The organism is Lampropedia hyalina DSM 16112 (assembly GCF_900129055.1).
GTDB classification, from domain to species: Bacteria; Pseudomonadota; Gammaproteobacteria; order Burkholderiales; family Burkholderiaceae_C; genus Lampropedia; species Lampropedia hyalina.
Genome location: NZ_FQUZ01000001.1, coordinates 155,853 through 181,245 on the forward strand (window position 1 = coordinate 155,853; position 25,393 = coordinate 181,245).

Sequence of the window (25,393 nt, forward strand, 5' to 3'; positions counted from 1 at the left end):
CGGTTCAGGATCGGGATTCACCGCCCGCCATCACCTGTCGGGCCACCGCTTCGCCAAAGGCCTGCACCGGTGCGTCCAGCCGCCCCAGCGGTTTGCCGGTCACCAGCCACAGATCGATCATCGGCTTGAAATCCGGCAGGGCAATGGTTTGCAGCCGCTCTCGCCACGGGCTGGATTCCAGCATGGGCAACGGCGACAGGCCCAGCCCCAGGCCTTCGGCCACGCTCTGGAACTGCAAGTCCCGTCCGTAGCAGTCCAGATTGACCCGCAGGGGCAGGTGCTTGGCCGCCAGTGCCCGCTGAAGCCCGGCGCGGAAGCCACAGCCATCCGGGTTGAGCACCCAGCCGCGTTCGTTGCATTCCACCAGCGCATGGCGTTTGCCGGGCCAGTCGCCCTTGCGGCCCACCACCACCAGTTCCGACTCCAACAGGCGCGTGCCATGCAGGTTTCTGGGCAACAACGCGCCACGCGGCAGAAACAGCACCGCCGCATCCAGTTCGTCGCGCTCCACACGCTCCAGCAGCACACCGGCCCCGGAACCCGTGGCCATCAGCGGGGCCAGTTCCGGCCATGCCTGCCGCAGGAGTCGATGCGCGTGCAGGGCCACCACTTCGCCAATGCCCTGGGTCAGCCCCAGGCGGATGCTGCCGGTGGGCGGCAAGTCGGCCGCCGCCAGTTCGCGCAGTGCATTGAGCTCGCGCAGCACCGCCTGGCATTGGTTGTGTACGCGCCAGCCCTGTTCGGTGGGTTTGGGCGGTTTGGTATGCCGATCGAGCAATGCAATGCCCAGGCTTTCTTCCAGGTTCTGCAAACGCCGCGTGATGGCGGGCTGGGTCAGGCCCAGTTGCTGGGCGGCCAGACTGATGGACTGGCAGCGCACCGTGGTCACGAAAGCCTCAATGTCGTCAATTTTCATGCAGCAGGGGGAATGTATGCGGGGTGTGCGGGTTGCAAATCAGGAATGCCATGCGTGAGGCACCATGCGGTCACGGCAACTGTTCGAGTGCCTGCAAATAGGCCGGGTGCAGCATCAGCTCGTCCCAGCCCAGCGCGGCGGTGGTGGGCAACAGGGCGAGGCGGCGGCGTTCGGCTTCAACCGATGGCTGCCACTGCTGCTGCTCCAGTGCCTGCGCCATGCCGTCGATCCATTCGTCCAGCACCTTGCCGCCGTTCAGGCTCTGGTTGCACAGCAGCAGAATGTCGCAACCCGCCTGCAAGGCGGCCACGCCCGCTTCGGTAACGCTGACGGCACGGCCATCGAGGCTGCGCCCGCCTTCCATGCTCAGGTCATCGCTGAACACCGCGCCATCGAAGCCCAGTTCCTCGCGCAACACCGCTTGCAGCCAGGTGGGCGAGTACCCGGCGGGCCGGGCATCCACCTTGCGATAGACCACATGCGCCACCATCACGGCCTGCAAGCTGGCACGCAGCCACGCATAGGGCGCGGCATCCTGCTTCAGGATGGCCTTCAGGCTGCGTGTATCCAGCGGAATGTCCACATGCGAATCGGCCTTGACGTAGCCATGCCCCGGAAAATGCTTGCCGCAGTGTGCCATGCCCGCCAGCAGCAGCCCGTGCATCAGGCTTTGCGCCAGAGCCGATACCACGGCGGGGTCGCTGTGGAAGGCGCGGTCGCCAATCACGGCACTGCCGCCCCAGTCCAGGTCCAGCACCGGCGCGAAACTCAAATCCACGCCACAACTGCGCAGTTCGCTGGCCAGCACATAGCCGGTGGCCGTGGCGGCATTCATGGCCTGCATGGGTTTCTTGCCGAATGCCGCACCCTTGCGGCTCTGGCCCTTCTTTGCACCACGGCCCCACATCTGCCCAAACGCGCGCATGGGCGGCAGCACCGTGAAGCCATCGGTGCGAAAGCGTTGCACCCGCCCGCCCTCCTGATCCACGCAGATCAGCAGATCGGGGCGAATGGCCTTGATGCTGGCGCACAGCTCCAGCAACTGCTGGCGGTTCTGCCAGTTGCGGGCGAACAGCGTCAGCCCGCCCACCAGCGGATGCGCCAGACGGCGTTGATCGTCGGCATCGAGGGTGGTGGAGGCAATGTCAATGAACAGGGGGGCGTGGGCGAACATGGGGCGGATTTCAGGTCAATGGAGAGAGAAGGCAGAACCCCGCATTATTCCCGCACCGGCGGCACGATCTGCGCAATGCAGAACGCCACCGCATAATCTTTTTCATCTGACAGGCTCACCTGGAATTGCAGATGGCGTTGCCCGCACCACTCGCGCAATGCCCCGTGGGTGATGATGCAGGGTTGCCCCGAAGGTGCGTGCCCGACCTCGCACAGCCGCCAGCCCATCGGACTGCGCATACCCAGCCCGATGGCCTTGCTGAACGCCTCTTTCATCGCAAAGCGCGTCGCCAGAAAACTGTGCCCCCGCGCAGGCCAGCGCGCACTGCGCTGCCGCCAGGTAAGCAACTCACCATCGGCCAGCACCCGCTGGGCAAACCGCTCGCCATGCTGCGCCACCGATGCAGCAATGCGGCGAATATCGCAAATATCGGTTCCGATTCCGTAGATCATGGCGTGCTCCCGCAGTGATTCGGCAAAACGACGATTGTGCGCCAAAGCTACAGTGGCAGTTGCCATGTCTGCTTGACCTTCTGCATGGGAATTTCGGTCTTGACGCTTTGCAGTCCCTTGATGCAGTTCAAGTGCCGAATCTGGAACTGGCGGTAGGCATCGAGATCGGCCACGACCACGCGCAGCAGAAAATCGCAATCCCCCGCCATGAGATGGCACTCCGTGACCTGGGGCAGTGCCTGGATGGCACGAATGAAATGATTGACGGTTTCCTCGTCCTGCCCCGTGAGCCAGACACGGGCAAAAACGGTGAAGCCCACGCCCACCTTGGCGGGGTTGAGCATGGCCACATAGCGTTCGATCACGCCCGCTTCTTCCAGTTGCCGCACCCGCCGCAGGCAGGGCGAGGGAGACAGGCCAATCTGGCTGGCCAGCTCCACGTTCTGGATGCGGCCATTCTGTTGCAGGGTCATGAGGATGCGGCGATCCATCTTGTCAAGCATGGCTGGCATGAAATGCCTTTCAATGGGATAAATGCAGCATCCTATGCCAATATCCTGGCCATATTGGGCAATAACGCAAGCCCATGCCCAAGCCACATGACCATAATCGACCGCCTGCCCTCCCACTCTTGCCTGGCCTGTGTCGTGAACCCGCTTGACTCCCTCCCTTCCCATGCCCCGCCTTCCAACAAAGGGGGCAGAGAATTTGCCCGGGGCCTCCAGAAGGCCATACCGGTGATGCTGGGTTTCATCCCATTCGCGCTGGTGCTGGGCGCACAGGCCGCGCAAAAAGGGCTGGGCGTGGTTGCAGTGCCGCTGCTCACCGGTCTCAACTTTGGCGGCGGCTCCGAATTTGCGGTGATTGCGCTGTGGTCATCCCCGCCCCATGTGCTGTTGATCGTCGCCATCACGCTGCTGGTCAATAGCCGCCACTTGCTGATGGGCGCAGTGCTGGCCCCCTTGCTGAGCCATCTGCCCCGTCGGCGTGCGCTGTTCGCGCTGTTTTTCATGTGCGACGAGAGCTGGGCCATGGCCTTGGCCGATGCACGCAAACAGCAGCCAGACGGCAGAAAGCCCGCTTTGAACCTGCACTACTATCTGGGCGTTTCGCTGGGGCTGTACCTGACCTGGGTCGTCTTTACCACCGTTGGAGCGGCGGCAGGCCCCAGCCTGGGGGACTTGCGCCCCTGGGGATTTCACATGGCGTTTCCGGCGGTGTTTCTGGTGCTGCTGCGCGGCATGTGGCCGGGCTGGCGTGGCGCACTGCCCTGGCTGTGCAGTCTGGTGACGGCCGGTGCAGCCCACGGGTTGCTGCCGGGAGCCTGGTATGTGGCGGTGGGAGCCATCGCAGGGCTGGCCACCGCGTATGTGCTGTCGGAGCGTTCCTGATGGATGGCCTGACCGTACTCACCATCGTGCTGATGGCGGCCGTGACCTACCTCACCCGTGTGCTGGGCTTTTTGCTGCTGCACGGGCGCACGCTGGGCCAACGCGCCAATGCCGTCATGGCTGCGGCACCGGGCTGCGTGCTGATTTCCGTTATCGCGCCCTACTTCGTATCCGGCAACCGCGCCGATCTGATCGCACTGGCCGCCACCGTGCTGGCGGCCACGCGCTTCCCGATGTTGCCCACGGTGCTGATCGGCATCGGTGTGGCAGCACTTTCCCACCACTTGATTGCCTGACGCCATGCAGCCTACCACCCCCTCCATCCCCCAAGAAACCCTCTGGATTCCGACACCACATGGCAGGCTGTATGCCGAACGCTGGCATCCCTCTGGCGCACCGGCGGCACAGGCAGGCGGCAGTCCTTTTGTGCTGTTCCACGATTCGCTGGGCAGTGTGGCCCTGTGGCGCGACTTCCCCCAGCAACTGGCCACCGCCACCGGGCGGGATGTGATTGCCTACGACCGCCTGGGCTTCGGACAGTCCGACGCGTACCCCGACAGGCTGTCGGGCAATTTCGTGCGGGCAGAAACCCGCGCAGGTTTGCAGCCCTTGCGCGAGGCTCTGGGGCTGACACGCTTCATCGCACTTGGCCACAGCGTGGGTGGCGGCATGGCCGTGTGTGCGGCCGCCCAGCACCCGGAGGATTGCCGGGGGCTGGTGACGATTGCCGCGCAGGCCTTCGTGGACGATGGCATTCTGGCGGGCATTCGCGAGGTGGAACAGGCATTCGCGCAACCCGGCCAGTTGGAGCGGCTACAGAAATACCACGGCGACAAGGCCGCATGGGTACTGCGGGCCTGGGTGGATTCCTGGTGCGCACCGTGGTTCGCCGACTGGACGCTGGACGAGGAACTGCCGCGCGTGCAGTGCCCGCTGCTGGTCATCCACGGCGAGAAGGATGAATACGGTTGCAGCACGCATCCCCGGCGCATTGCCGAGCACAGCCGGGGGCCTGCCACGCTGTGCCTGCTGGAAGGGGTCGGGCATGTGCCGCACCGCGAACGCCCGAAGGACGTGCTGCAACAGATTCAACAATGGCTGCAAACACACGCGGTGGAATGACCCACCGCTCTGAACGGGGGGTCACAACATGCGCACGCCGCGCATGAGCCGCTGGGTCTGGAGATCGCCGCCGAGGTAGTGCGCGAGGGCGGCGCGAATCTGGTGTTTCAGGTCGGTGGCGTGGCTTCCCAGCACCTCCATGCAGCCTGCCAGTGCCGCATCGCTTTGCAGGGCCTGTTGCAGTTGCAGCCATTGTGTGCCGCGCAGGGCATGGCCGTGGGCAGGGGCCAGATGCAGGCCAACTTCGGGTAGCAGCGCGTAACGGGCACGCGGGTCGAGGGCCTGGGCCGACAGGGTTTGCACCGAGAGGTCGGGCAGCAGCCCCAGTTCGCGCAGCAGCACCAGTTCAAAGGCGCGCAGAAGCGGCTCCAGCATGGCATCGGGCTGGCTGGCGAGCACGCGCACAGTGGCAGCGAAGGCCCCAAACAGGCGCGTGTGCTTCTCGCCCCGCACCAGCAGGCGCATCAGCAGTTCATTAAGGTACATGCCGGCCAGCAGCGCGTCCTGCCGGGGCATGGCGTACCCTCCCGCCCACTCCACCCCGCGAATCGTGCAGATGGGGGATTCAGCCTCGTCGGGCTGGCTGTAATCGATGCGCAGGTATTGCAGCGGCAGCAGCACGGCGCGGAAGCTGGAGGTAGGACGCTTCGCGCCCTTGGCCACGGCAGAGATGCGGCCAAAGTCCTGGGTGAACAACTCCAGCATGGCACTGGACTCACTCCAGGCGTACTGGTGCAACAGGAAGGCCGGCTGCTGGCTGATGCGGCGCACCCGGCTGGGGCGGCCCGCACGGCTGGGGCGGCGCGGGGTGTCAGGGCGTGTCATTCATAGCCGAAGCTGCGCAGACGGTTGGCATCGTCGGCCCAGCCGGAGCGCACCTTGACCCAGATTTCCAGGAACACCTTGGCATCCATGAGTTTTTCGAGTTCCTGGCGCGCTTCGGTACCGATGCGCTTGAGGCGTTCACCACTCTTGCCAATCACCATGGCCTTGTGGCCGTCGCGCTCGACGACGATGGTGGCGGCAATGCGCACCATGCGCTTGACGGTCTTGCCCTTTTCTTCCTTGAAGGAGTCGATGACGACCGTGGAGCTGTAGGGCAGTTCGTCACCGGTGAGGCGAAAGAGTTTTTCGCGGATCGTTTCGGAGGCAAGGAATTTCTCGCTGCGGTCGGTGAGTTCGTCGGGGGCGTACCACCAGTCCTGCTGCGGCAGGTAGCCCCGGCAGACTTGCAGCAAACGGGCCACGTCCTTGGGGTTCTTGGCGGACATGGGCACGAATTCGGCAAAGTCGTGGCGTTCCTGCATACCCTTGAGCCACGGGGCCAGTTCGGAACGCCGGTGGACGGTATCGAGCTTGTTGGCCACCAGCAGCGCAGGGATGCCGGGCTTGAACAGGGCCAGCACCTTGGCATCGGAGAGGGTGAAATTGCCTGCCTCGACGACGAACAGAATCAGGTCCACGTCGCCAATGGTACCGGTGACGGCCTTGTTGAGGGACTTGTTCAGCGCGGAGTTGTGGCGGGTCTGGAAGCCGGGCGTATCGACGAACACGAACTGGGTGTCGCCTTCGGTGCGGATGCCGGTGATGCGGTGGCGCGTGGTCTGTGCCTTGCGCGAGGTGATGCTGATCTTCTGGCCCACGAGGGCATTCATCAGCGTGGATTTGCCCACGTTGGGCTTGCCGACGATGGCAATGAGGCCACAGCGGGTCTCACCCCCTTCGGCGGTTTGCGGCTCGGGTTCCGCCTCGGGGGAGGCGGATTCGGAATGGGGTTCACTCATGTGCGTCTTTCTGCAATGGGGTGTTTCTGCAATTGCTGCACCATCTGGCGGGCAGCGGCCTGTTCGGCGGTGCGGCGGGACTGGCCCTGGCCTTCGGTGCGCAGTTGCAGGGAATCCACCCGGCACTCGACGACGAAGACCTGGGCATGCTCCGCCCCCTGAATGTCTGTGACGGTGTACACGGGCAGGGGCATTTTGCGGCCCTGGAGGAATTCCTGCAATGCGGTCTTGCCATCCTTGGAGGCCACCCGGTCCGCCGAAGCGGATAGGTTCATGCTGGCAAAGAAACGCTCCACCAGTGCCTGGGCGGCAGGAAACCCCGCATCCAGATAAACCGCACCAATAAGGGCCTCAATGGCATCGGCCAGGATGGAAGGCCGCTGGCGGCCACCGGAGCGGGCCTCGCCCTCGCCCAGTTGCAGGAAGGCGGGCAGCTCCAGCGCGAGGGCAATGCGGTGCAGCGAGTCCTCGCAGACGAGGTTGGCACGCATGCGCGAGAGTTCGCCTTCGGTGGCCTGTGGAAACTGGCGAAACAGCCGCTCGGAGATGGAAATGTTCAGCACGGAATCGCCCAGGAACTCCAGGCGTTCATTGTGCGTGGCGGAGAAGCTGCGGTGCGTCAGGGCCTGCTGGAGCAGGCGTGTGTTCTGGAAGCGGTGGTGCAGCCGCTCCTGCAATGCGGAAAGGGAGGAGGTCAAAACAGCGAAAGGATTATTCAGAAGATACGTTCAGGCGATACACGAGGTAAGCAGGGCCGAACAGGGGGATTTCCCGGTCGTATTCCACGCTGACGACAACACGATCATTGACCTTGGTGATGGCCAGATCGGTACTGCGGATGGGATCGGTGTAATTGCCCAGCGATTCGATGGAAGCAACGCGGTCGTAAGTGGCACGCACCTCGGAGACGGTGTTTTGCTGGGCTGCCTGCTTGAGGGTCTTCTTGAGGCTCATGTACTCGGAGGCGACAGGAATGCTCTTGACCGCCACATAGCCCACGAACACGATCAACACCACCAGGATACAGAGGCTGACGAACGAAAGGCCACGCTGACGGGCGCGCCCGGATGTCATGGCAATCATGCGGCGGGAAGCTGGGAACATGGAAGGCTCCTGTCTGGTGATCAATGTGAAGCGGGTAAACACTGGCTACAGTCAAATAATGTTACTGGATTTTGCCAATGCGCTGAAGGTTGGAGAAATTCATCCAGACGAAAACAGCCTTGCCGACGATGTTTTCATCGGGCACGAATCCCCAGCTGCGCGAATCCAGCGAGTTGTCGCGGTTGTCGCCCATGACAAAGTAATGTCCCGGTGGCACGGTGCAGCTCACCCCTTCGACCGTGTAATTGCACAGATTCTTCTGGGAATGCGAAGTCACACCCAGCACATAGGCGGGCATTTCGGGGTTGTTGAGCACTTCGTAGCTGCGGCCATCCAGAGCCTCCTGATACCGCTTGGCGTGGCGCATGGAGTCTTCGTCAAAATAGTCGGGCAAGTCCTGGGAGGGCACCGGCTGGCCATTGATGCTGAGCTTCTTGTTCACATAGGTGATCTGGTCGCCGGGCAGGCCGATGATGCGCTTGATGTAGTCCATCTGCGGCTGGGGTGGATAGCGGAACACCATCACATCGCCCCGCGCCGGGGCCGCGCCTTCGGTGATCTTGAAGTTCCACACCGGCATGCGCAGGCCGTAGCTGAATTTGTTCACCAGAATCAGGTCGCCCACCAGCAGGGTGGGAATCATGGAACCCGACGGAATGCGAAACGGCTCGAATGCGAACGAGCGCAGCACGAACACCACGGCAATGACGGGAAACAGCCCGGCCGTCCAGTCCAGCCACCAGGGCTGGCGCAGCAGGTAGTTTTTCTGGCGTTGCACGTCCACTTCGTCGGGCACGATGCCTTGGGCGCGCATGGCGTTCTGGCGTTCCCGCACGGATTCTTCCAGTGCGAGGGCGACGCGCTGGCGGCGCGGGCGGAAATACAGTTGCTCGGCCAGCCAGTACAGGCCGGTCACGCCGGTGGCCACCAGCAGCAGCAGCGGGAAGTTGCCCTGCACCTGGCCCGTGAGCCACAGCAGCAGGTAAGCGGCCACAGCGGCCAGCAGCACTCCGGTAAAGGTGGCAATGGCTTTCACGGTGTTCAGTCCTCTACTTGCAAGATGGCGAGGAAGGCCTCTTGCGGCACTTCCACGGATCCGATTTGTTTCATGCGCTTCTTGCCGGCCTTCTGTTTCTCCAGCAGTTTGCGCTTGCGGGTGATGTCACCGCCGTAGCACTTGGCCAGCACGTTCTTGCGCAACGCCTTGACGGTTTCGCGCGCAATGATGTTGCCACCAATGGCGGCCTGGATGGCCACATCGAACATTTGGCGGCTGATGACTTCGCGCATCTTCGCCACCACCGCCCGCCCCCGGAACTGGGACTGGCTGCGGTGCACGATGATGGACAGGGCATCGACGCGCTCGCCGTTGAGCAAAATATCGACCTTGACCACGTCCGAGGGGCGATTTTCCTTGAACGCATAGTCCATCGAGGCGTAGCCCCGGCTGACGGACTTGAGCTTGTCGAAGAAATCCAGCACGATCTCGCCCAGCGGCAGATCGTAGGTCAGCACCACCTGCCGCCCGTGGTAGGCCATGTTGAGCTGGATGCCGCGCTTCTGGTTGCACAGCGTCATGACCGGCCCCACATAGTCCTGCGGCATGAACAGATTCACGGTGACGATGGGTTCGCGCACTTCCTGAATCTTGGCAGTCTCGGGCATCTTGGAAGGGTTTTCCACCTTGATGATCTCGCCATCGGCCTTGACCACTTCATAGACCACGCTGGGAGCGGTGGTAATCAGGTCCTGATCGAACTCGCGCTCCAGCCGCTCCTGCACGATCTCCATGTGCAGCAGCCCCAGAAAGCCGCAGCGGAACCCGAAGCCCAGTGCCTGCGAGACTTCCGGCTCGAAATGCAGCGCGGCATCGTTGAGCTGGAGTTTTTCCATCGCATCGCGCAGGGCATCGTATTCGCTGGCTTCGGTGGGATAGAGGCCCGCAAAAACCTGGGGCTGGATTTCCTTGAAGCCCGGCAATGCCTGGGTGGCTGGCCCCGCGTTGTTGGGCAGCTTTTTTTCCAGCGTGACGGTATCGCCCACCTTGGCAGCCTTCAGCTCCTTGATGCCGGCAATGATGAAGCCCACTTCACCTGCATGGAGCGCGTCACGCGGCTGGGAGTGCGGGGTGAACACACCAATCTGGCCGGCCTCGTACACCGCGCTGGTGGCCATGAGCTTGATGCGCTCGTTCTTGCGCAACCGCCCATCGACCACCCGCACCAGCATGACCACGCCAACGTAGGCATCGAACCAGCTGTCGATAATCATGGCCCGCAACGGGCCATCGGGGTCGCCCTCGGGCGGTGGAACCTTGTTCACCACCAGCTCCAGCACCTCCTCGATGCCCATGCCGGTCTTGGCGGAAATGGGGATGGCCTCGGATGCGTCGATGCCGATCACGTCCTCGATTTCCTCCTTGGCCGCATCGGGGTCGGCCTGGGGCAAATCCATCTTGTTGAGCACGGGCAGCACTTCCACGCCCAAATCCAGCGCGGTGTAGCAGTTGGCCACGGTCTGCGCTTCCACGCCCTGGGAGGCATCCACCACCAGCAGCGCGCCTTCGCAGGCCGAAAGAGAGCGCGAAACCTCGTAGGAAAAATCGACGTGGCCGGGCGTGTCGATCAGGTTCAGGTTGTACACCTTGCCATCGCGGGCCTTGTATTGCAGGGCCGCCGTCTGGGCCTTGATGGTGATGCCACGCTCTTTTTCGATGTCCATCGAATCCAGCACCTGGGCGGACATCTCGCGTTTGCTCAAGCCACCGCTGTATTCGATCAGGCGGTCGGCCAGGGTGGATTTGCCGTGGTCGATGTGGGCAATAATGGAGAAGTTACGGATATGGTTCATCGCAAAAAGAACGAAATAAGGGAGCCATCGGGGGGTGTCGCCAGCATGCCATCCCAGCGTGGCAACCGCATCCTGCCCAAGGAGATTGTCATCAGGAATCCTGACCGGGCAAGACCTTGCATGGCAGATGGCAGCCACGCATTGTAACTGGCGCAAGACACTGCACGGCGGCGGGCCGTTTGGCGCACCGCAGCCGGGCCACTGTACCCGGCAGATGAGTGGAAAGGAAGCGAAATGCGATCTCAGAAATCCTGCTGGCCCCATTCGCGCTCGGCCCGCAGCACCACGCGGCTCTTGCGCAGATTGCGCAACAGGGCATCAATGTGCGCGGCATCGTTCACCGACACCAGGCAGCGCACTTCCACAGTTTCGCGCCCCTCCTCTTCAAACATGTTGATGCGCAGGATATTCACCTCGGACTGGGCGATCACGGCAGAGGCATCGGCCAGCGCGCCCTTGCTGTTGCGCAGATAAACGCGCAAGTCGGCCTGGAAGTCGCCCGCCGTGTCGTCGGCCCATTCCACTTCAACGTGGCTGGCCGGGTCTTTGTGAAACAACCGGTCTGCCAGGGGGCAATGCTCACGGTGAATCTCCAGACCCTTGCCACGCAGCAGCACGCCGGTGACGACATCGCCCGGTACGGGGCGACAGCAACTGGCATAGCGCACCGGCGCGCTGTCGCGCCCGCCCACTGCCAGCACCGACGTGCCGTGGGTGGGTTGCAGGCTGGTGAGGCGTTCGCGCGTGAGCAGCAGCGCATCGGGCTTGAAGACCATCTGGGCCAGAATGTTGGCGATCTGCTCGACCACTTCGCGGGCAATCAGTTTGCCCATGCCGATGTCGGAGAGCAGTTGATCGGCAGTCTTGCTCTGGTAAAGGCCGGACAAATCCTGCCAGATGCCCTCCAGCACCGCCGGATCGGTGGGCAAGCCCCCGTAGCCAGCGGCACGCAGTGCCTGGGCCAGCAGGCGTTCGCCCAAATCACGCGACTCGGAACTGTCGGCCTGCTTGAAATAACTGCGAATCTTGGAGCGCGCCCGCCCGGTCTTGACGAACTCCAGCCATGCCAGACTGGGCTTGGCCTCGGGGGAGGTGAGAATCTCCACCATGTCGTTGTTCTTGAGCACTGCACGCAGCGACGATGCCTCGCCATTGACCAGCGCGGAAGCAATGTGGTCGCCCACGTTGCTGTGAATGGCATAGGCGAAATCGACCACCGTGGCCCCCACCGGCAGGGTCAGGATGTGGTTCTTCGGGGTGAACACATAGATCGAGTCGGGGAACAGATCGACCTTCACGTTGTCGAGGAATTCGGCGGAATCCTGGGTTTCGTTCTCGATCTCCAACAGCGACTTGAGCCAGCGGCCATTGAGGCCGTTGGACACGAGGGTGTCCAGGTTCTTGGCCTGGTAAAGCCAGTGGGCGGCAATGCCGCTCTCGGCAACCATGTTCATGACCTCGGTGCGCAATTCCGCTTCCACGTCCACGCCGGATGGCCCCAGCAGCGTGGTGTGCAGCGACTGATAGCCGTTCGACTTGGCACTGGCAATGTAGTCCTTGAAGCTGCCCGGCACGGGTTTGTAGAGCTGGTGCAGCACGCCGATGCCGGTGTAGCAGTCGGCCACCTTGTCAAAAATGATGCGCAACCCGAAGATGTCGTTCACCCGTGCAAAGCTCAGGCGTTTGGTCTGCATCTGCTGGTAAATCTTGTACAGGCTCAGTTCACGCTCCAGCAGGCGCACCGGCATGTGGGCAGAATTGAATGCCTGCTCCACTTCATGAGCGATCTTGTCGGCCAGTCCCCGGCGGCGGGTCTTGGCCTTGGCCACTGCCTTTTCCAGCGTGGTGTAACGCCAGGGGAACAGATGCCGGAACGACAGCTCCTGCAACTCACGGTAAGTGGCATTCAGGCCCAGCCGGTCGGCAATCGGTACATAGATGTCCAGCGTCTCGCGCGAGATGCGCCCCCACTTGCTGCGGGGCGAGGCATCGAGGGTGCGCATATTGTGGGTGCGGTCGGCCAGCTTGATGAGAATGACGCGCACATCCTTGGCCATCGCCAGCAGCATCTTGCGGAAGGACTCGGCCTGGTTTTCCTCGCGCGTGAGGAATTGCAGCTTCTCCAGCTTGGTCAGGCCATCGACCAACTCCGCGACATCGGCACCGAACCGCTGCACGATGTCCTGCTTGGTGATGCCGCAATCTTCCATGGCATCGTGCATCAGGGCCGCCATCAGGGCGGGGGCATCCAGTCGCCACTGGGCGCATTGCGCCGCCACGGCAATCGGGTGGGTGATGTACGGCTCCCCGCTGTTGCGACGCTGTCCTTCATGGGCGTTGCAGGCAAAAACAAAGGCTTCTTCGACCCGCTGCATATCGGCAGCAGGCAGGTAATCGACTTGCCGCAGAAACTCCTGATAGACCTGATGAACCAAGACCTCTGCGGCCTCTTCAGGAGAAAGAGGCACAGCAGCCGGGGCATCATCAACAGTGGAGAGCATGTCAGTGGGCAGATTTTCCGGGGAATTCGTGGGCATATCTTAAATGTAGCAAGATGACTTCGTTCTCGCAAAGCTGTTGCCTAAAAACAAAAAACACCCACAAGGGGTGCTTTGTTTCTGTGGTTTTTGCTTTACTTCACCAGAAAAGCACTTTATTGACCGTGCAGGAAATCACCGGCCCAAGCCTGTTTCAGCATGCGGGCCGTACGGAAACAGCGATCAGACCGGAACCTTGCGCAGCATCTCCAAGCCGACATGGCCGTCGGCCACTTCGCGCAGGGCCGTCACGGCAGGCTTGTTGGTGGAGTCGATTTTCGGGCTATGGCCCTGGTTCAACATGCGCGCACGGTATGTGGCGGCCAGCACCAGCTGGAAGCGATTGGGGATTTGTTTCAGGCTGTCTTCAACCGTAATGCGGGCCATCTGGAGTACCTATCGAGAAAGAATCGAGGGAAAGAGGAAAGGAAACTGCTGTGCCGCTGCCCTTCAGGCGCAGTGGCCATCGGTGGTCTGTGGCCCTGGCGCGGCAGGGATGCGCAATGCCGAGAATGTCTCGTGGCGGGTGCGCCGCTGCGCCTTGCAACGCAGCCGTTGCGCGTGGACGATGCTTTTGAGGTCAAAAACAGCGGTTTCAAACAATTCGTTGATTATAACGTAATCAAATTGATCGACCTGTGCCATCTCCACCAGGGCATTGCGCATGCGCAGTTCGATGACGTCGGGACGGTCTTCGCCGCGCCGCTCCAGCCGCGAGCGCAGTTCTTCCAGACTGGGCGGGAGAATGAAGATCAGCACGGCATTGGCAAAGACCTTCTTGATCTGCATGGCCCCCTGGAAGTCGATTTCCAGCACCACGTCCGAACCCTGGGAGATGCGGTCGGCCACGGCTTTCTTGGAGGTGCCATAGAAGTTGCCATGCACGCTGGCCCATTCGATGAAGGCATGGCTGTCGATCATGCCATCGAAGGTTTCCTGCGCCACGAAGAAGTATTCACGCCCGTGCTTTTCCTGGCCACGCGGCTGGCGGGTGGTGTGGGAGACGGAGGGGAACACGCGCGTGTCCAGCTCCAGCAATGCCTTGACCAGGCTGGATTTGCCCGCACCGCTGGGCGCGGCCACCACAAAGAGATTGCCGGGATACTCGCCATCGGGTTGCAGGCCAGTCTGGGATTCGGATGCCGGGGGGGTGCTTGGGTGGTTCATGGGTCAATTTGCGTGTCGGCGGGGTGCGAACAAGACAACACCATGTCTGGAATACGAAACTTGCTCCCACTCGCAAGAGCCGCTTGCGTGCATCAGTGGCGGGCACATTCCCACATTCCTGATGCCGTAGCGGAACGAAACACCATTTCGCAAGGGTTTTGCCGCTTGCCAATGGCAGGGGCGGCAATTTTAGCAGCCATACATTCCCCTGCCCCTGCAAAAAGCATCCGGGCAGGGCGATGGCCGCCGTCAGTCCGATCAGTCCTGCTTGACGGCTTCGATCTGGATGAGGATCTTCACATCCTTGGCCGCGCCCCATTGCACGCCGTAGTCGGAACCCCATTGGGTGCGGTCGATCTTGAGCTCGAAGTCACCGCCGCAGACTTCACGGCCTTGCAGCATGCGGTTTTCGTAGCAGTTGAACTTCTCGGCTTCCAGCTTGACCGGCAGGGTCTTGCCCAGCAGGGTCAGTTGGCCGTGCACGGCTTCGACCTTGCCGTCGTCGAATTCAAACTTGTCGCTGACGAAGCGGGCGGTGGGGAATTTCTCGACATTGAAGATTTCTCCGGTTTGCAGGTGCTTGTCAAAGCCTGCGGTGCCGGTATTCACGGAAGCGATCTGCACACTGATGTCGGCCTTGCCGGTCTTGGCGGCACGGTCGAATTCGATGGTGCCTTCCACCTTGTCGAAGCGGCCCCGGTTGGTCGAAGTGCCGTTGTGGTCGATCTCGAAGGTCACAAAAGTGTGGGTGGGATCGATGGTGTACTGTGCAGCCAGCGCAGGCATGGCAGCCAGACCGGAAGCCAGGGCGATACCGGCAGCAACGAGCGATTTTTTCATGGAGAACTCCTCAAAGGATGGTGTAGAAAAACAGAAAGGGAACGGAAACGGAAACTCATACAGCTCCCACGCCGCTGAGCGTGAGCTTGAACTGCACCTGCACTTCGTTGGCGACCATGCTGGTGTCGGACCACTCGCCATCGCCAATCTTGTAGGTCAGGCGTTCGATGGGCAAGGTGCCGGTGGCAATGGTCAGGCCATTGCTCTGGCTGAGGCTGACGGGCACCACCACATCGGTGCTGACCCCCTTGACGGTGAGCTTACCGCTGGCCTGGTACTTGCCTGCCTCAAGCTGTTCGATGCGGCTCGACTGGAAGGTGGCCTGCGGAAACTGCGCCACATTGAACCAGACAGGCTGGGGCAGATTGGCATCGGCTTCGGCATTGTTCATGGTGGCACTGCCGGTATCGACGGTGATCTTGACGCTGCTGCCCGCCAGGTTCTGCGGATCAAGCTGCACGTCGCCAGCGAACTTCTTGAATTGGCCATTGACACTCACGCCCAGTTGCTTGGCCGTGAAACGGATTTCGCTCTGGTCGGCCACCAGGGCCTGTTGCGCCCAGGCGGTGGAAGACAGGCCCAGCACGGAAGCGGCCACCAGGGCAGCCCATACCGGGGTGGATGCAGGGCGGAAGGAAACGGCTTTCATCGAATGACTCCTTGAAGCAGGGGAAGGAAAAAGAAAACGGCGGGCATCACCCCGATCACCACGGGCGCATTCTGCCCAGCAGGCCATCGCGGTCGATGAGCTGGTGCTTGACCACGGCCGCGACGTGCAGCACGACCAGTCCGATCAGCGCGAACGAACTCAGCTTGTGCCAGGGCTTGATGGCCGCCGCCAGTTCCGGGCTGGCGGGCACGAAATCCGGCAATGGAATCTGCCCGAACAGCACAATCGGAAAACCTGCGGCCGAGCTGTAGGCCCAGCCCAACAGCGGCACAGCGAAGAACAGCAGGTAAAACGCATGGTGAACGCCGTGGTGCGCCCACTGCTGCCAGCGCGGCATGGTCTGGAGCATGGAGGCCGGCAGGGGCGGCGGACGGTGGGTGATGCGCCAGAGCAGGCGCAGCAGCGACAGACTCAGTATGAGGATACCCGCCCATTTGTGCCAGTTCATATAACGCAGCTTGGTGGGCGAGAACGGCAGGCTGACCATGTACAGGCCAAAGGCAAAGATGCCAAGAATGGCGGCGGCCAGCAGCCAGTGCAGCCAGACGGCAGGCAATGTGTAGCGTCCGGCCCGGCGCGCAGAGGCCGCAGCGGCTGGATGTTCGACGTGGGTGGTATTCATGGGGCAGTTTCTGATTGGAATGGAACGATCCGGACACAGCAAATCCAGGGACTGCACGGCAAGCCTGTGACGGAACACTGGCATTCTGAAAAGTTCCAGATTTCTGAACGGCTTCCAGCCCCATCGGGTGCGGTGGGCAGACGCACCAGACTATACCGGCGGTGGTTTCGCGCATCAATGCGCCTGCCTGCGACACACTGTCGCACAGGAGAGGCGAATCATGGCGCGGTGGCCGATTCACCCTCCAGACCTTCCCTGGCGCAAGCCCCGCACCTGGATGCGGATGCGGTCGAGCACCTGCTGATCGCTGGCATCCCGCAACTCGATCTGGAACGGACCGGGCTGGAGCGGCCAGAACCACTGGGCATCCTCGCGGGCATGGTGGACTTTCTCGCCATTGATGCGCCAGACCACACCGGGCTGGCTGCTGGCAAAGCGCAGCAACTGGTTGGCTGGAGGAATATCGGGGTCGATGGCCAGAATCGTGCCATCCTGGGGCTGGAGAATGCGCACAGCGGCGGGCGCATCCACCGGCGCAGTGGGCAGACGCAGGCTGAAATGGCTTTGCTCCGTGCCAGGCAGGAACCACTCCATGCGCCCGGCCTCCAGCCGCTGGCCGTCGGGGGCCACATACTCGATACGTTGATGCACCAGCCCTGCCGGTGGCCGGGGAGCCACACCGGGGCGCAGCGCGTGCAGATAACCCGCCACCGCCGCCCACACCGGCGCGGCCCCGGAAATGCCGCTGACATCCTGCATCGGCGAGCCATCGGCATTGCCCACCCACACGCCGATGGTGAAGTGCCCGGTATAGCCAATCGCCCAGTTGTCGCGCATGTCCTTGCTGGTGCCGGTCTTGACGGCACTCCAGAAACGCGTGGCCAACTGGCTGTCCGTGCCGAAGGTGGTGGCACGGGCATGGCGGTCGGCCAGAATATCGCCAATGATGAAACTCGTGCCCTCGTCCAGCACGCGCACCGACTCCGACACAGCCGATGGCGCATCCTGCGGCTGCACCTGCCAGCGCACCGCGCCATGCAGTCCGCCATTGGCCAGCGTGCGGTAGGCATTCGTCAAATGCAGCAGGCTGACATCAACGCCACCCAGTGCCAGGCTGTAACCGTAGTAGCCTGCCGGTTCCGGCAAAGGCAGTCCCCATTGCCGCAACTGCTGGGCGAAATCATCGGGCGACACCATCACCAATGCCCGCACCGCCGGAATATTCAGCGAACTGGCCAGGGCCAGCCGCACCGACACCCAGCCCTTGAAACCCAGATCGTAGTTCTGCGGCACATACAGGCCATGCGCGGTGGGAATGCGCGCAGGCGAATCGTCCAGCAGGGAAGCTGCCGTCAGGCGACCCTGGGCAATGGCCTGCGCATACAGAAACGGCTTGAGCGTGGAGCCGGGCTGGCGCAGGGCCAGCACCGCATCGACTTCGGACGCACGACTGAGCCGCTGCCCCGAAGACCCCACCCAGGCCAGCACCTCGCCCGTGGCGTTGTCCAGCACCAGCACCGCACCATCCTGCACATTCTGCGCGGCAATCTCCTGCAAGTGACGGCGCAGCGTCTCGCTGGCAAAGCGTTGCAGCCCAGCGTGCAGGCTGCTGGGCAGATTCTGCGGCAGACCTTCCCTGGCCCGTTCATGCCGATACTGCGCCAGCGCGTAGCGAGCGAAATGCGGAGCCACTCCATCCAGCGCGGCGAAATGGCGACGGCGCAAGGCAGCCGTAGTGTAGAAATGCAGGGCATGGCAATCCTGTCCCCAGGGCGATTCGGCCAGCTTCAGGGCCGCGCAGGCACGCTCGGCCACCTTGGCCACGCTGGCATTGGGCGCGCGCAGCAGGGCCACAGCAATCGCCGATTCGCGCATGTCCAGCGCGTGGGCCTTCTTGGCAAACAGGCTCTGCGCCAGTGCGTCCAACCCCACCAGTTCGCCCCGAAAGGGCGCAAGGTTCAGGTAGGCCTCCAGAATCTGCGCCTTGCTCCAGCCTCGCTCCAGCGCGTAAGCCATGCGCACCTGCCCGATCTTCTGCCCCCAGGTGCGCCGCCCGGCCCCCGGCTGCAACGGCGCATGCAGCAAACCCGCCAACTGCATGGTGATGGTGGATGCGCCCCGCGTGCGCTCATTCCACAGATTCGCCCAGGCTGCCGCCGACACCGCCGACCAGTCCACCCCGCTGTGCGCATAGAAGTTGCGATCTTCCCCCAGCACCACCGCATGCAGCAATGCAGGCGAGACCTCCTCCAGTGCCAGCCACTGTCCACGCCGCACCTGAAAATCCGTGCGAATGCGCTGCAACGGCGCACCACGCCGGTCCAGCAGCCAGGTTTCCGACGAGCGATAAGCCGCCCGCACCGCCTCGAAGCGGGGTGTGCCACTGCCCTGCCCGTTCTGCACGTCTTGCGCCTCTTGCATTTCTTGCGCTCGCACCGGAACCAAAGCCAGCAGCACAACCCCCAGCAGCACCCCGGCCACCCGCCTCCCGCCACGCTCCCGTGAGCAGGATGGACTTTTCACAAGATGCGACAAAAGAGGAAATGGCATGGCAAGACAGTCCGGCAAGAGAAAGTTTTGCGATTATTAACGGGATACAGGCAATCCACAGCAGTTTCAACAACGACCATGAGTAGAGCATGTCCGTCGGATTCGGCGAAAGCCAACATGGCGATATGCCCAATGGCGAGATACAGGCCGCACGACAGGTTTGCAGACACTCCTTCATGCCGCGCTGGAGTGCAGCAATAGTCTCCAGCCTTCAGGCGGCCAGAAAGGGAATGTCAAACACAATCAGCCTACACGCTGCACGTAACTGCGCGGGTAATGCCCGCTTTCCTGCAACAGCGGGATGACGGTATCGACGAAAACCTCCAGATCGTCTGGCAGGTAGCGCGGGATGATGGTGAAGCCATCGACCGCTTCGGCTCGGAACCATTGCACGATGTGGTGGGCAATCTGCTCGGGTGTGCCGATCAGGCCCGGCAAGGCTTCGTGCTGTACCAGATCGCGCAGCGAGAGCTGCTCATCCAGCGCACGCTGGCACCTCGCTTGCAGCGATCCAATCGGAATAATGCTGCCCGTGGGGTCGCCAAAATCCTCTGCCTGCAAGGGCCGGTCGAAATCGCGGTGGCGCACGCCCAGTTGCTCGGCCGCCAACTCGGCCTGCTGCTGCAAGGCTTGCGGGTCGTCTGCCAGGGCTTGCAGCCACTCTTTCTTCAACACATCGGCCTTGGCTTCGCTATCGGTCAGGATAGGGATGAGCACCGGCACCAGTTGGGGCAGGTGGTTTTCGGCACGCCCGATTGCCCGCGCCGCACCACGCAGTCGCTGGCGAAGTGCCTGCGTAGCTTGCAGCGAACTGGAGGGTGCATACACCGCATCCGCATGGCGGGCGGCCAGCGCGATGCCCGCATCGGAGCCGCCAGCCTGCACCAGTCGCGGACGTCCCCAGGGGGTAGCAGGCACGTTCAGTGGCCCCGCGACATGGAAATGCGCGCCACGGTGGTTGATGGGCTGGGGCTGTCCGTGGCCCGCGCTGCCGTCCCACTCGAATCGCCAACTCTCCCACAGCCTGAGCACGACTTCGACAAACTCCTCAGCCCGCGCATAGCGGCTTTCTCGATCAGGCAGTGGCTGATTCGAGTAGTTCGCAGCAATCGCGGGGTTCCAGCTCGTCACGATATTCCAGGCAATGCGCCCGCCACTGAGCAGGTGCAGGCTCTGGATCTGCCGCGCCAATGTGTATGGCTCGTTATAGGTGGTCGAGGCGGTGATGATGCCGCCAATGTCCGGCACCTGCGCCAGCACCGAGGCAAACAGCACGAAGGGATCGAGCGTATGTTCAGGCCGCTGGTTTTCACCGATGACCAGTTGTGGCCGGTCGGACGTGAACACATTGCCGAACACCCCACGATGCGCTACGCGAGCCGCGTGCACATAGTGCTCCAGCGTGAAAATTCGCGCCGGATCGCGCCCGGGCCGCAGCCAGGAATCCGGCGCGTCGCCTGAACTGTTGAGCCAGGCATTGAGTTCGATCCATCTTTGAGTCATGGGACTTGCCAATCTGAAGTTGCGCTGCCTGGATGCTTTCAGCCCGACTCAACGCCCAGGCTGGGAGAGATAGGTATCGGCAAAACTCCAGACCACGGCATGCGCACCCAGCAGTTCGCCCTGCACGGTCTTCTTCTTGACAACGAACGCTGGTGGATAGGCGATGTCGATGCTGGGCAACTCTTCATGGACGATGCGCTGGAAATCACGGTAGAGCTGCTGACGCTTGGCCAGATCGGTTTCCGTGCCAGCAGCGGTCAGGATACGATCCACCTCCGGGTTGCTGTAGCGCGCCGGGTTGGAAAACGGCAAGCCTACCTTGAAGGCACTGGTGAGAAAGCCACGGTGTACGCCGACTGCCGGATCAAACATGTTCGACAGTGCCTCCACCGCCAGATCAAAGGCCCGGTCGGTGTAAACCTGGCGCACATAGGTTGCCTGATCCGTCAGGCTGACATCGACCTCGATGCCAATGGGCTTGAGTGACTGGCGGATAAATGCGGCGTGACGCGGATCGGCTGCGGGGTTGTTCAAGAGCCGCAGCCGAAAACGCTCACCGTTCGAACCACGTGCGAAACCCGCCTCATCGAGCAGGCGGTTGGCTTCCTTCAAGTCATGCGCATAAGGCCGGATGCTGGCATCATGGAACTGTGCCAGTGCCGGTGAGATCGGGGAAAACGCATATTGCCCATAACCCAGGTAGATCAGCTTGTGCAGTGCCTTGAGGTCGATCGCATGGGCAATGGCGCGGCGCACGCGCACGTCCTGCAACTGTGGGGTCTCGAAGTTGAAGAAGATTTCACGGTGCGAGGCCAGATAGGCGGGCGGCACATCCTCCAGTGCCAGGTGCGGCACTTGCTTGAGCCGCTCGACTTCGGTCAATGGCACGGCACCATCAAAGCCCAGGTCAAACTTGCCGGCCTCAAAGCCTGCGGTGCGTGCGGTCGCATCCGGCACAATGTGCACGATGATCTGATCCAGATACGGTTTTCCCTGCTGCCAGTATTCGTCATTGCGACCAAGGATGATGTGGCCACCGCGTACCCATTCCCTGAAGCGGAACGGGCCGCTGCCGATCAAGGCCTCGTGCGGAGGGTTCTCATTGCCGGCGATGGACTCGAACACATGGCGCGGAATGATGGGTGACTCGGATGCGGCCAGCGCGGTCAGCAGATAGGGTGCGGGCCTGGAGAGGCGCAGCACGACGGTCTGCGCGTCAGGCGTCTCGATGCTGGTCACATTGCCAAAGGTACTGCGCCCGCGCGGGTGGAACTCCTTGAGGCGTTGCAGACTGAAGGCCACGTCATCGGCGGTCAGCGGCTTGCCGTCATGCCAGCGCACACCCTCGCGGATGGTGAAGCGGTATTGCAGGAAATCGGGTGCAACCTCCCACGCCGTGGCCAGTTGCGGGATGGGGGTGAAGTCCTTCTCGTAGGCCAGCAGGCCATCGAATATCTTGGGGCCGACCACCATCGCCGCATACTGCGTGGTGTTGATCGGCAGGATGGTGGCACTTTCGCGATCCAGCACATAGTTGAGCGTGCCGCCACGCACCGGTTCGGCCCGCGCAGCCTGCGTGGCCAGCAATGCCGATGTTCCAAGCAAGACAGTCAGTGCGAACAGGCGAAAGCCCTTGAGAAATGCGGCGCGGTGGGAACGACCGGAATTCAATGATGCAGTCATGATGGGCCTTGTCTCCGACGAGTACGTGATTGCTGAAAAGGCTCAGGCATGCGCAAAGCGCGCCAGCGGATCGGACAATACCTGCGGCAACAAACCTCGTTCCCAATCGAGATAAGCCCGAAAGGCGGCAAAGCGTTCGGCTTCGGTAGGCCAGGCATAGGAATCACGCGGCACGTCGTCAGTGCTGTGCAGCAGTTGGGTTTCGCCATGCTCCAATGGCAGCCCCACAGCCTGCCACGCAGTTGTGCCGCCACGCAGTGCCCGCACTTCACGCTTGCCCGCAGCAGCCAGTTCCTGCGCAGCCCATGCTGCCAGACGGCCATCCTGCGAGGTCAGTACCAGCGGGCGTTGATCGAGTGCATGGATGCCCTGCCCTTCATCGCCCAAAAGCAGGCGTTCACGCACCGCAAAACGCGCGCCAGGGATATGGGCTGAGGCGTAAACGGTGCTGGGAGCAAGATCGAGCAACTGCACTTCGTCGCGTGCCAGGCGACCTTGTAGCTCCGCAACATCCAACCACTTCCCGGCAGGCAGATCCGGCACGGCCGTTGCAGTGCCGGATACGCTGGTTTCCTTCAAGGCCTCGGGCGCGGCCGCGTAGGCCAGCACCTTGCCCCAGCGCAACTGCTGCAACCATGAAGCCGTAATGGCTGCACGCGTGCCATCGGCATCGTCAATCAGCACGATGGTGGCGTTGCGCACACCGATGTGACGGTCAATGCCCTGCACCAGTTGGCCACCTTCGGCCCATTGCGATCCAGGCAAATGGCCTTGTTCATATTCCGCTCGGGTGCGCACATCAATCCAGTAGACAGTGCGGTCAGCCTGCTGGCTGGACGCTTCGGCCCGCAGACTCGCCAACGCATCAGCATCCAGCCATTCAATGCCATATTCTGCCGTCAGGTGGCGTTTGGCCTCACGGGCTTTCTCGCGCGTGGCTTCGCCCGGTACTGGCAATGGCCGCGCCTTGCCCTGCTCCAGTGGCAGACGCTGGAACAGCCAGTCCATCGTGCCGTCTTCCAGTGCAGCAACGGGATTGGAGAGACCTGCATTGATCAATCCCTGCGCACCGATGATGGAGCGAGTGCGGCCCGCGCAGTTGATAACGACCAACGTCTGCTCAGATGGCAACAGCTCATGGATGCGGTATGGCAACTCCGCATTGGGCAGCGGCGCAGCACCTGGAATGCTGAAGCGGTTGAACTCCTCCACTGTGCGGCCATCGAGGACGATGACATCCTCCTTGCGTTGCAGCTTGTCCCACAGTTCAGTGGCAGAGATGTGCGGCGTCTGCTTCTGGTGTTCGACATACTCGCCAAAGGCCTTGCTATAGACACCGGTGCCGGTATAGACCGGCAGGCCCTCCGCACGCCAAGCCGCAATGCCACCTTGCAGCAATGCGACGTTGGTATAACCCAGCACCGCCAGCCTGGCAGCAGCGCGCCGTGCGCGTTCGCCACCATCGTCATCGACCACGACGATGCGCACATCGCGGCGTGGCAGCAGTTCCACAGCACGCAACTCAATCTGACCCAGCGGCAGCGGCACGGAAACGAGGATGTGCCCATCATGCGCCTGCACATAAGGCTCGCGCACATCGATCACGGCATGCTCGGCATCGCCTTGTGCCAGTTGCAACAGTTCGGTTGCCGTCACCGTCTCAGCGGTGACTGATGAAATGGATGTCATGGTTTTCGGTTTCGGTGAACTTCAGATGGACGCAAGACCCAGGTGTTGGTGCAGCGTACGCCCCTCATAGGCACTGCGGAACAGACCGCGCTGGCGCAACAGCGGCACAACCTGCTCGCCAAAGGTAACGAGGTGGTCCGGATAAAGGTCGAAGTTGAGGTTGAAGCCATCGGCCGCACCCTCACGGAACCACTGTTCGATGTCATCGGCAATCTGCTCGGGTGCACCAATGACAACACGGTGCCCGCCCGGATTGCGCGCAATGGCCTGGCGTACCGTCCAGCCGTTGGCCTGAGCCTCATGCAGCAATCCGGCTGCAAAGCCTTTGGTCTGCGGCGACTTCCAATCTTCCAGCAGGTTCAGCTTGCTGGGAAAAGGTTCATCCAGTGGCAACTGCCCCGGCTCCACGCCGAACAGGCGTGCGAGCTTCTGGTGTTCGCTCACAATATCAAGCTGTGCATCCAGTGCCTCCTTGTTGTGATGCGCAGCCTGCTCCGTATCGCCCAGCACGACAAGCAAGCCCGGCAGCACCAATAGATCGGATGGATCGCGGCCAAAGCGTCTCGCTCGCTCGTTCACATCGCGCCGGAAGTCCAGTCCATCGGCCAGCGTGCGCTGCACTGTGAACAGCGCATCGGCATGGCGCGCCCCCAGATCACGGCTGGCGGAGGAATCCCCTGCCTGGAACAGCATCGGTCGCCCACCCGGCGCGGGCGGCACGGGAAATCGCCCTTCATGCGCAAAAAATTCTCCCTGATGGCTCACAGGATGAACCTTCGCCAGATCGAGGTACTTTTCAGAGGCCACATCCGCGCTGATGGCACCGCTCTCCCAACTGGCCCACAACTGCTTGACCAGCGCAACGAATTCCTCGGCCCTGGCATAGCGTGTGGCATGTTCAGGCAATTCCGAAAGACCGTAATTGCCGGCCACGCCCGCATGGTGGGTCGTGACGATGTTCCATGCCGCACGTCCGCCGCTGGCATGGGCAAGCGACGCAAAGCGGCGTGCCAGACTGTAGGGCTGCTCGAAAGTGGTCGATGCAGTGGCGACGAGGCCGATGTGCGTCGTCTCACGCGCCAGCGCAGTCTGAAGGATGACCGGATCCAGTGCCGTCCAGGGTCGCTCGGATGCGTTCGGTGCCAATCCTGGCTGATCCGAAAAGAAGATGGCATCGAACGTAGCGGCCTCGGCCGCCCGCGCGATGGCGATGAAATGGTCAATGTCGCTGGGCCACACCGGTGGTGTGTGCTGCCGCCAGCCAGTCGAATGGCGGCCGGTAGCGAAAACATTGGCGTTGAGGTGCAGTTGCCGCGGGGGAATGGCTGGCATGGAATAT

The 25,393-nt window shown here is 62.3% G+C and carries 24 protein-coding genes; 3 read left to right on the plus strand and 21 right to left on the minus strand.

The genetic code is table 11. The features are described from left to right. Positions 1 to 4: 4 nt before the first annotated feature. The 4 genes from BUE21_RS00635 to BUE21_RS00650 all read right to left on the minus strand — a co-directional run bounded on the left by BUE21_RS00635 (position 5) and on the right by BUE21_RS00650 (position 3,054). A complete protein-coding gene (locus BUE21_RS00635) occupies positions 5 to 916 on the minus strand; it encodes a LysR family transcriptional regulator (protein WP_073353365.1) in 912 nt (303 codons plus the stop codon). Positions 917 to 986: 70 nt separating this feature from the next. After that, entirely contained in the window at positions 987 to 2,090 is a 1,104-nt protein-coding gene (nagZ, locus tag BUE21_RS00640) for a beta-N-acetylhexosaminidase (RefSeq protein WP_073353368.1), read from the minus strand. Positions 2,091 to 2,134: 44 nt separating this feature from the next. Continuing rightward, on the minus strand, positions 2,135 to 2,542 hold the full coding sequence (gene acpS / locus BUE21_RS00645; RefSeq protein WP_073353371.1) for a holo-ACP synthase: 408 nt from the start codon (positions 2,540 to 2,542) through the stop codon (positions 2,135 to 2,137). 47 nt (positions 2,543 to 2,589) lie between these two features. Then, a complete protein-coding gene (locus tag BUE21_RS00650) occupies positions 2,590 to 3,054 on the minus strand; it encodes an Lrp/AsnC family transcriptional regulator (protein WP_073353374.1) in 465 nt (154 codons plus the stop codon). An 87-nt stretch (positions 3,055 to 3,141) separates the two neighbouring features. Here BUE21_RS00650 and BUE21_RS00655 point away from each other — a divergent pair, with 87 nt between their 5' ends. Genes BUE21_RS00655 through BUE21_RS00665 form a run of 3 tightly spaced genes read left to right on the plus strand, consistent with a single transcriptional unit; the run spans position 3,142 to position 5,055 of the window. After that, the gene (locus BUE21_RS00655) at positions 3,142 to 3,933 is read left to right on the plus strand and encodes an AzlC family ABC transporter permease (protein ID WP_084522590.1); all 792 of its coding nucleotides are present in this window, start codon (positions 3,142 to 3,144) and stop codon (positions 3,931 to 3,933) included. Continuing rightward, positions 3,933 to 4,229: an AzlD family protein gene (locus BUE21_RS00660; RefSeq protein WP_200796667.1), complete on the plus strand. Its 297-nt coding sequence runs from the start codon at positions 3,933 to 3,935 to the stop codon at positions 4,227 to 4,229. Before BUE21_RS00655 ends, BUE21_RS00660 begins: the two co-directional genes overlap by 1 nt. A gap of 4 nt (positions 4,230 to 4,233) precedes the next feature. After that, positions 4,234 to 5,055 (plus strand): alpha/beta fold hydrolase, encoded by an 822-nt coding sequence (locus BUE21_RS00665; RefSeq protein ID WP_073353375.1) that lies wholly within the window; start codon positions 4,234 to 4,236, stop codon positions 5,053 to 5,055. Positions 5,056 to 5,076: 21 nt separating this feature from the next. Here the strand turns inward: BUE21_RS00665 and recO are convergent, their stop codons facing one another. From recO to BUE21_RS00750, 17 genes are all read right to left on the minus strand, one after another. Then, positions 5,077 to 5,880: a DNA repair protein RecO gene (gene recO, locus BUE21_RS00670; RefSeq protein ID WP_073353379.1), complete on the minus strand. Its 804-nt coding sequence runs from the start codon at positions 5,878 to 5,880 to the stop codon at positions 5,077 to 5,079. Continuing rightward, the gene (gene era / locus BUE21_RS00675; RefSeq protein WP_084522592.1) at positions 5,877 to 6,839 is read right to left on the minus strand and encodes a GTPase Era; all 963 of its coding nucleotides are present in this window, start codon (positions 6,837 to 6,839) and stop codon (positions 5,877 to 5,879) included. Before era ends, recO begins: the two co-directional genes overlap by 4 nt. Continuing rightward, complete coding sequence (rnc, locus tag BUE21_RS00680) at positions 6,836 to 7,537, minus strand: ribonuclease III (RefSeq protein WP_073353382.1); 702 nt, start codon at positions 7,535 to 7,537, stop codon at positions 6,836 to 6,838. Before rnc ends, era begins: the two co-directional genes overlap by 4 nt. A gap of 13 nt (positions 7,538 to 7,550) precedes the next feature. Then, positions 7,551 to 7,943: a DUF4845 domain-containing protein gene (locus tag BUE21_RS00685; RefSeq protein ID WP_234971005.1), complete on the minus strand. Its 393-nt coding sequence runs from the start codon at positions 7,941 to 7,943 to the stop codon at positions 7,551 to 7,553. Positions 7,944 to 8,004: 61 nt separating this feature from the next. Beyond that, positions 8,005 to 8,979, minus strand: coding sequence for a signal peptidase I (lepB, locus tag BUE21_RS00690; protein WP_073353386.1), 975 nt, complete (start codon positions 8,977 to 8,979; stop codon positions 8,005 to 8,007). Positions 8,980 to 8,984: 5 nt separating this feature from the next. Next, positions 8,985 to 10,793 (minus strand): translation elongation factor 4, encoded by a 1,809-nt coding sequence (lepA, locus tag BUE21_RS00695; protein WP_073353389.1) that lies wholly within the window; start codon positions 10,791 to 10,793, stop codon positions 8,985 to 8,987. A gap of 242 nt (positions 10,794 to 11,035) precedes the next feature. Next, entirely contained in the window at positions 11,036 to 13,294 is a 2,259-nt protein-coding gene (locus tag BUE21_RS00700) for a RelA/SpoT family protein (protein ID WP_159435777.1), read from the minus strand. Between the two features lie 219 nt (positions 13,295 to 13,513). Then, the gene (gene rpoZ, locus BUE21_RS00705) at positions 13,514 to 13,717 is read right to left on the minus strand and encodes a DNA-directed RNA polymerase subunit omega (RefSeq protein WP_073353395.1); all 204 of its coding nucleotides are present in this window, start codon (positions 13,715 to 13,717) and stop codon (positions 13,514 to 13,516) included. A gap of 63 nt (positions 13,718 to 13,780) precedes the next feature. Next, positions 13,781 to 14,497, minus strand: coding sequence for a guanylate kinase (gene gmk / locus BUE21_RS00710; RefSeq protein WP_073353398.1), 717 nt, complete (start codon positions 14,495 to 14,497; stop codon positions 13,781 to 13,783). 258 nt (positions 14,498 to 14,755) lie between these two features. Next, the gene (locus BUE21_RS00715) at positions 14,756 to 15,337 is read right to left on the minus strand and encodes a YceI family protein (protein WP_073353401.1); all 582 of its coding nucleotides are present in this window, start codon (positions 15,335 to 15,337) and stop codon (positions 14,756 to 14,758) included. 55 nt (positions 15,338 to 15,392) lie between these two features. Beyond that, positions 15,393 to 15,986, minus strand: coding sequence for a YceI family protein (locus BUE21_RS00720; protein ID WP_073353404.1), 594 nt, complete (start codon positions 15,984 to 15,986; stop codon positions 15,393 to 15,395). Between the two features lie 55 nt (positions 15,987 to 16,041). Further along, a complete protein-coding gene (locus tag BUE21_RS00725) occupies positions 16,042 to 16,629 on the minus strand; it encodes a cytochrome b (RefSeq protein ID WP_073353406.1) in 588 nt (195 codons plus the stop codon). A gap of 237 nt (positions 16,630 to 16,866) precedes the next feature. Further along, entirely contained in the window at positions 16,867 to 19,050 is a 2,184-nt protein-coding gene (gene pbpC, locus BUE21_RS00730) for a penicillin-binding protein 1C (RefSeq protein ID WP_073353548.1), read from the minus strand. 372 nt (positions 19,051 to 19,422) lie between these two features. Next, the gene (locus BUE21_RS00735) at positions 19,423 to 20,682 is read right to left on the minus strand and encodes an NtaA/DmoA family FMN-dependent monooxygenase (RefSeq protein WP_073353408.1); all 1,260 of its coding nucleotides are present in this window, start codon (positions 20,680 to 20,682) and stop codon (positions 19,423 to 19,425) included. Between the two features lie 48 nt (positions 20,683 to 20,730). Then, a complete protein-coding gene (locus BUE21_RS00740; protein WP_084522596.1) occupies positions 20,731 to 22,365 on the minus strand; it encodes an ABC transporter substrate-binding protein in 1,635 nt (544 codons plus the stop codon). A 42-nt stretch (positions 22,366 to 22,407) separates the two neighbouring features. After that, a complete protein-coding gene (locus BUE21_RS00745; protein WP_084522598.1) occupies positions 22,408 to 24,054 on the minus strand; it encodes a rhodanese-like domain-containing protein in 1,647 nt (548 codons plus the stop codon). Positions 24,055 to 24,075: 21 nt separating this feature from the next. Then, positions 24,076 to 25,386 (minus strand): NtaA/DmoA family FMN-dependent monooxygenase, encoded by a 1,311-nt coding sequence (locus tag BUE21_RS00750; RefSeq protein WP_073353413.1) that lies wholly within the window; start codon positions 25,384 to 25,386, stop codon positions 24,076 to 24,078. Between the last annotated feature and the right edge of the window lie 7 nt (positions 25,387 to 25,393).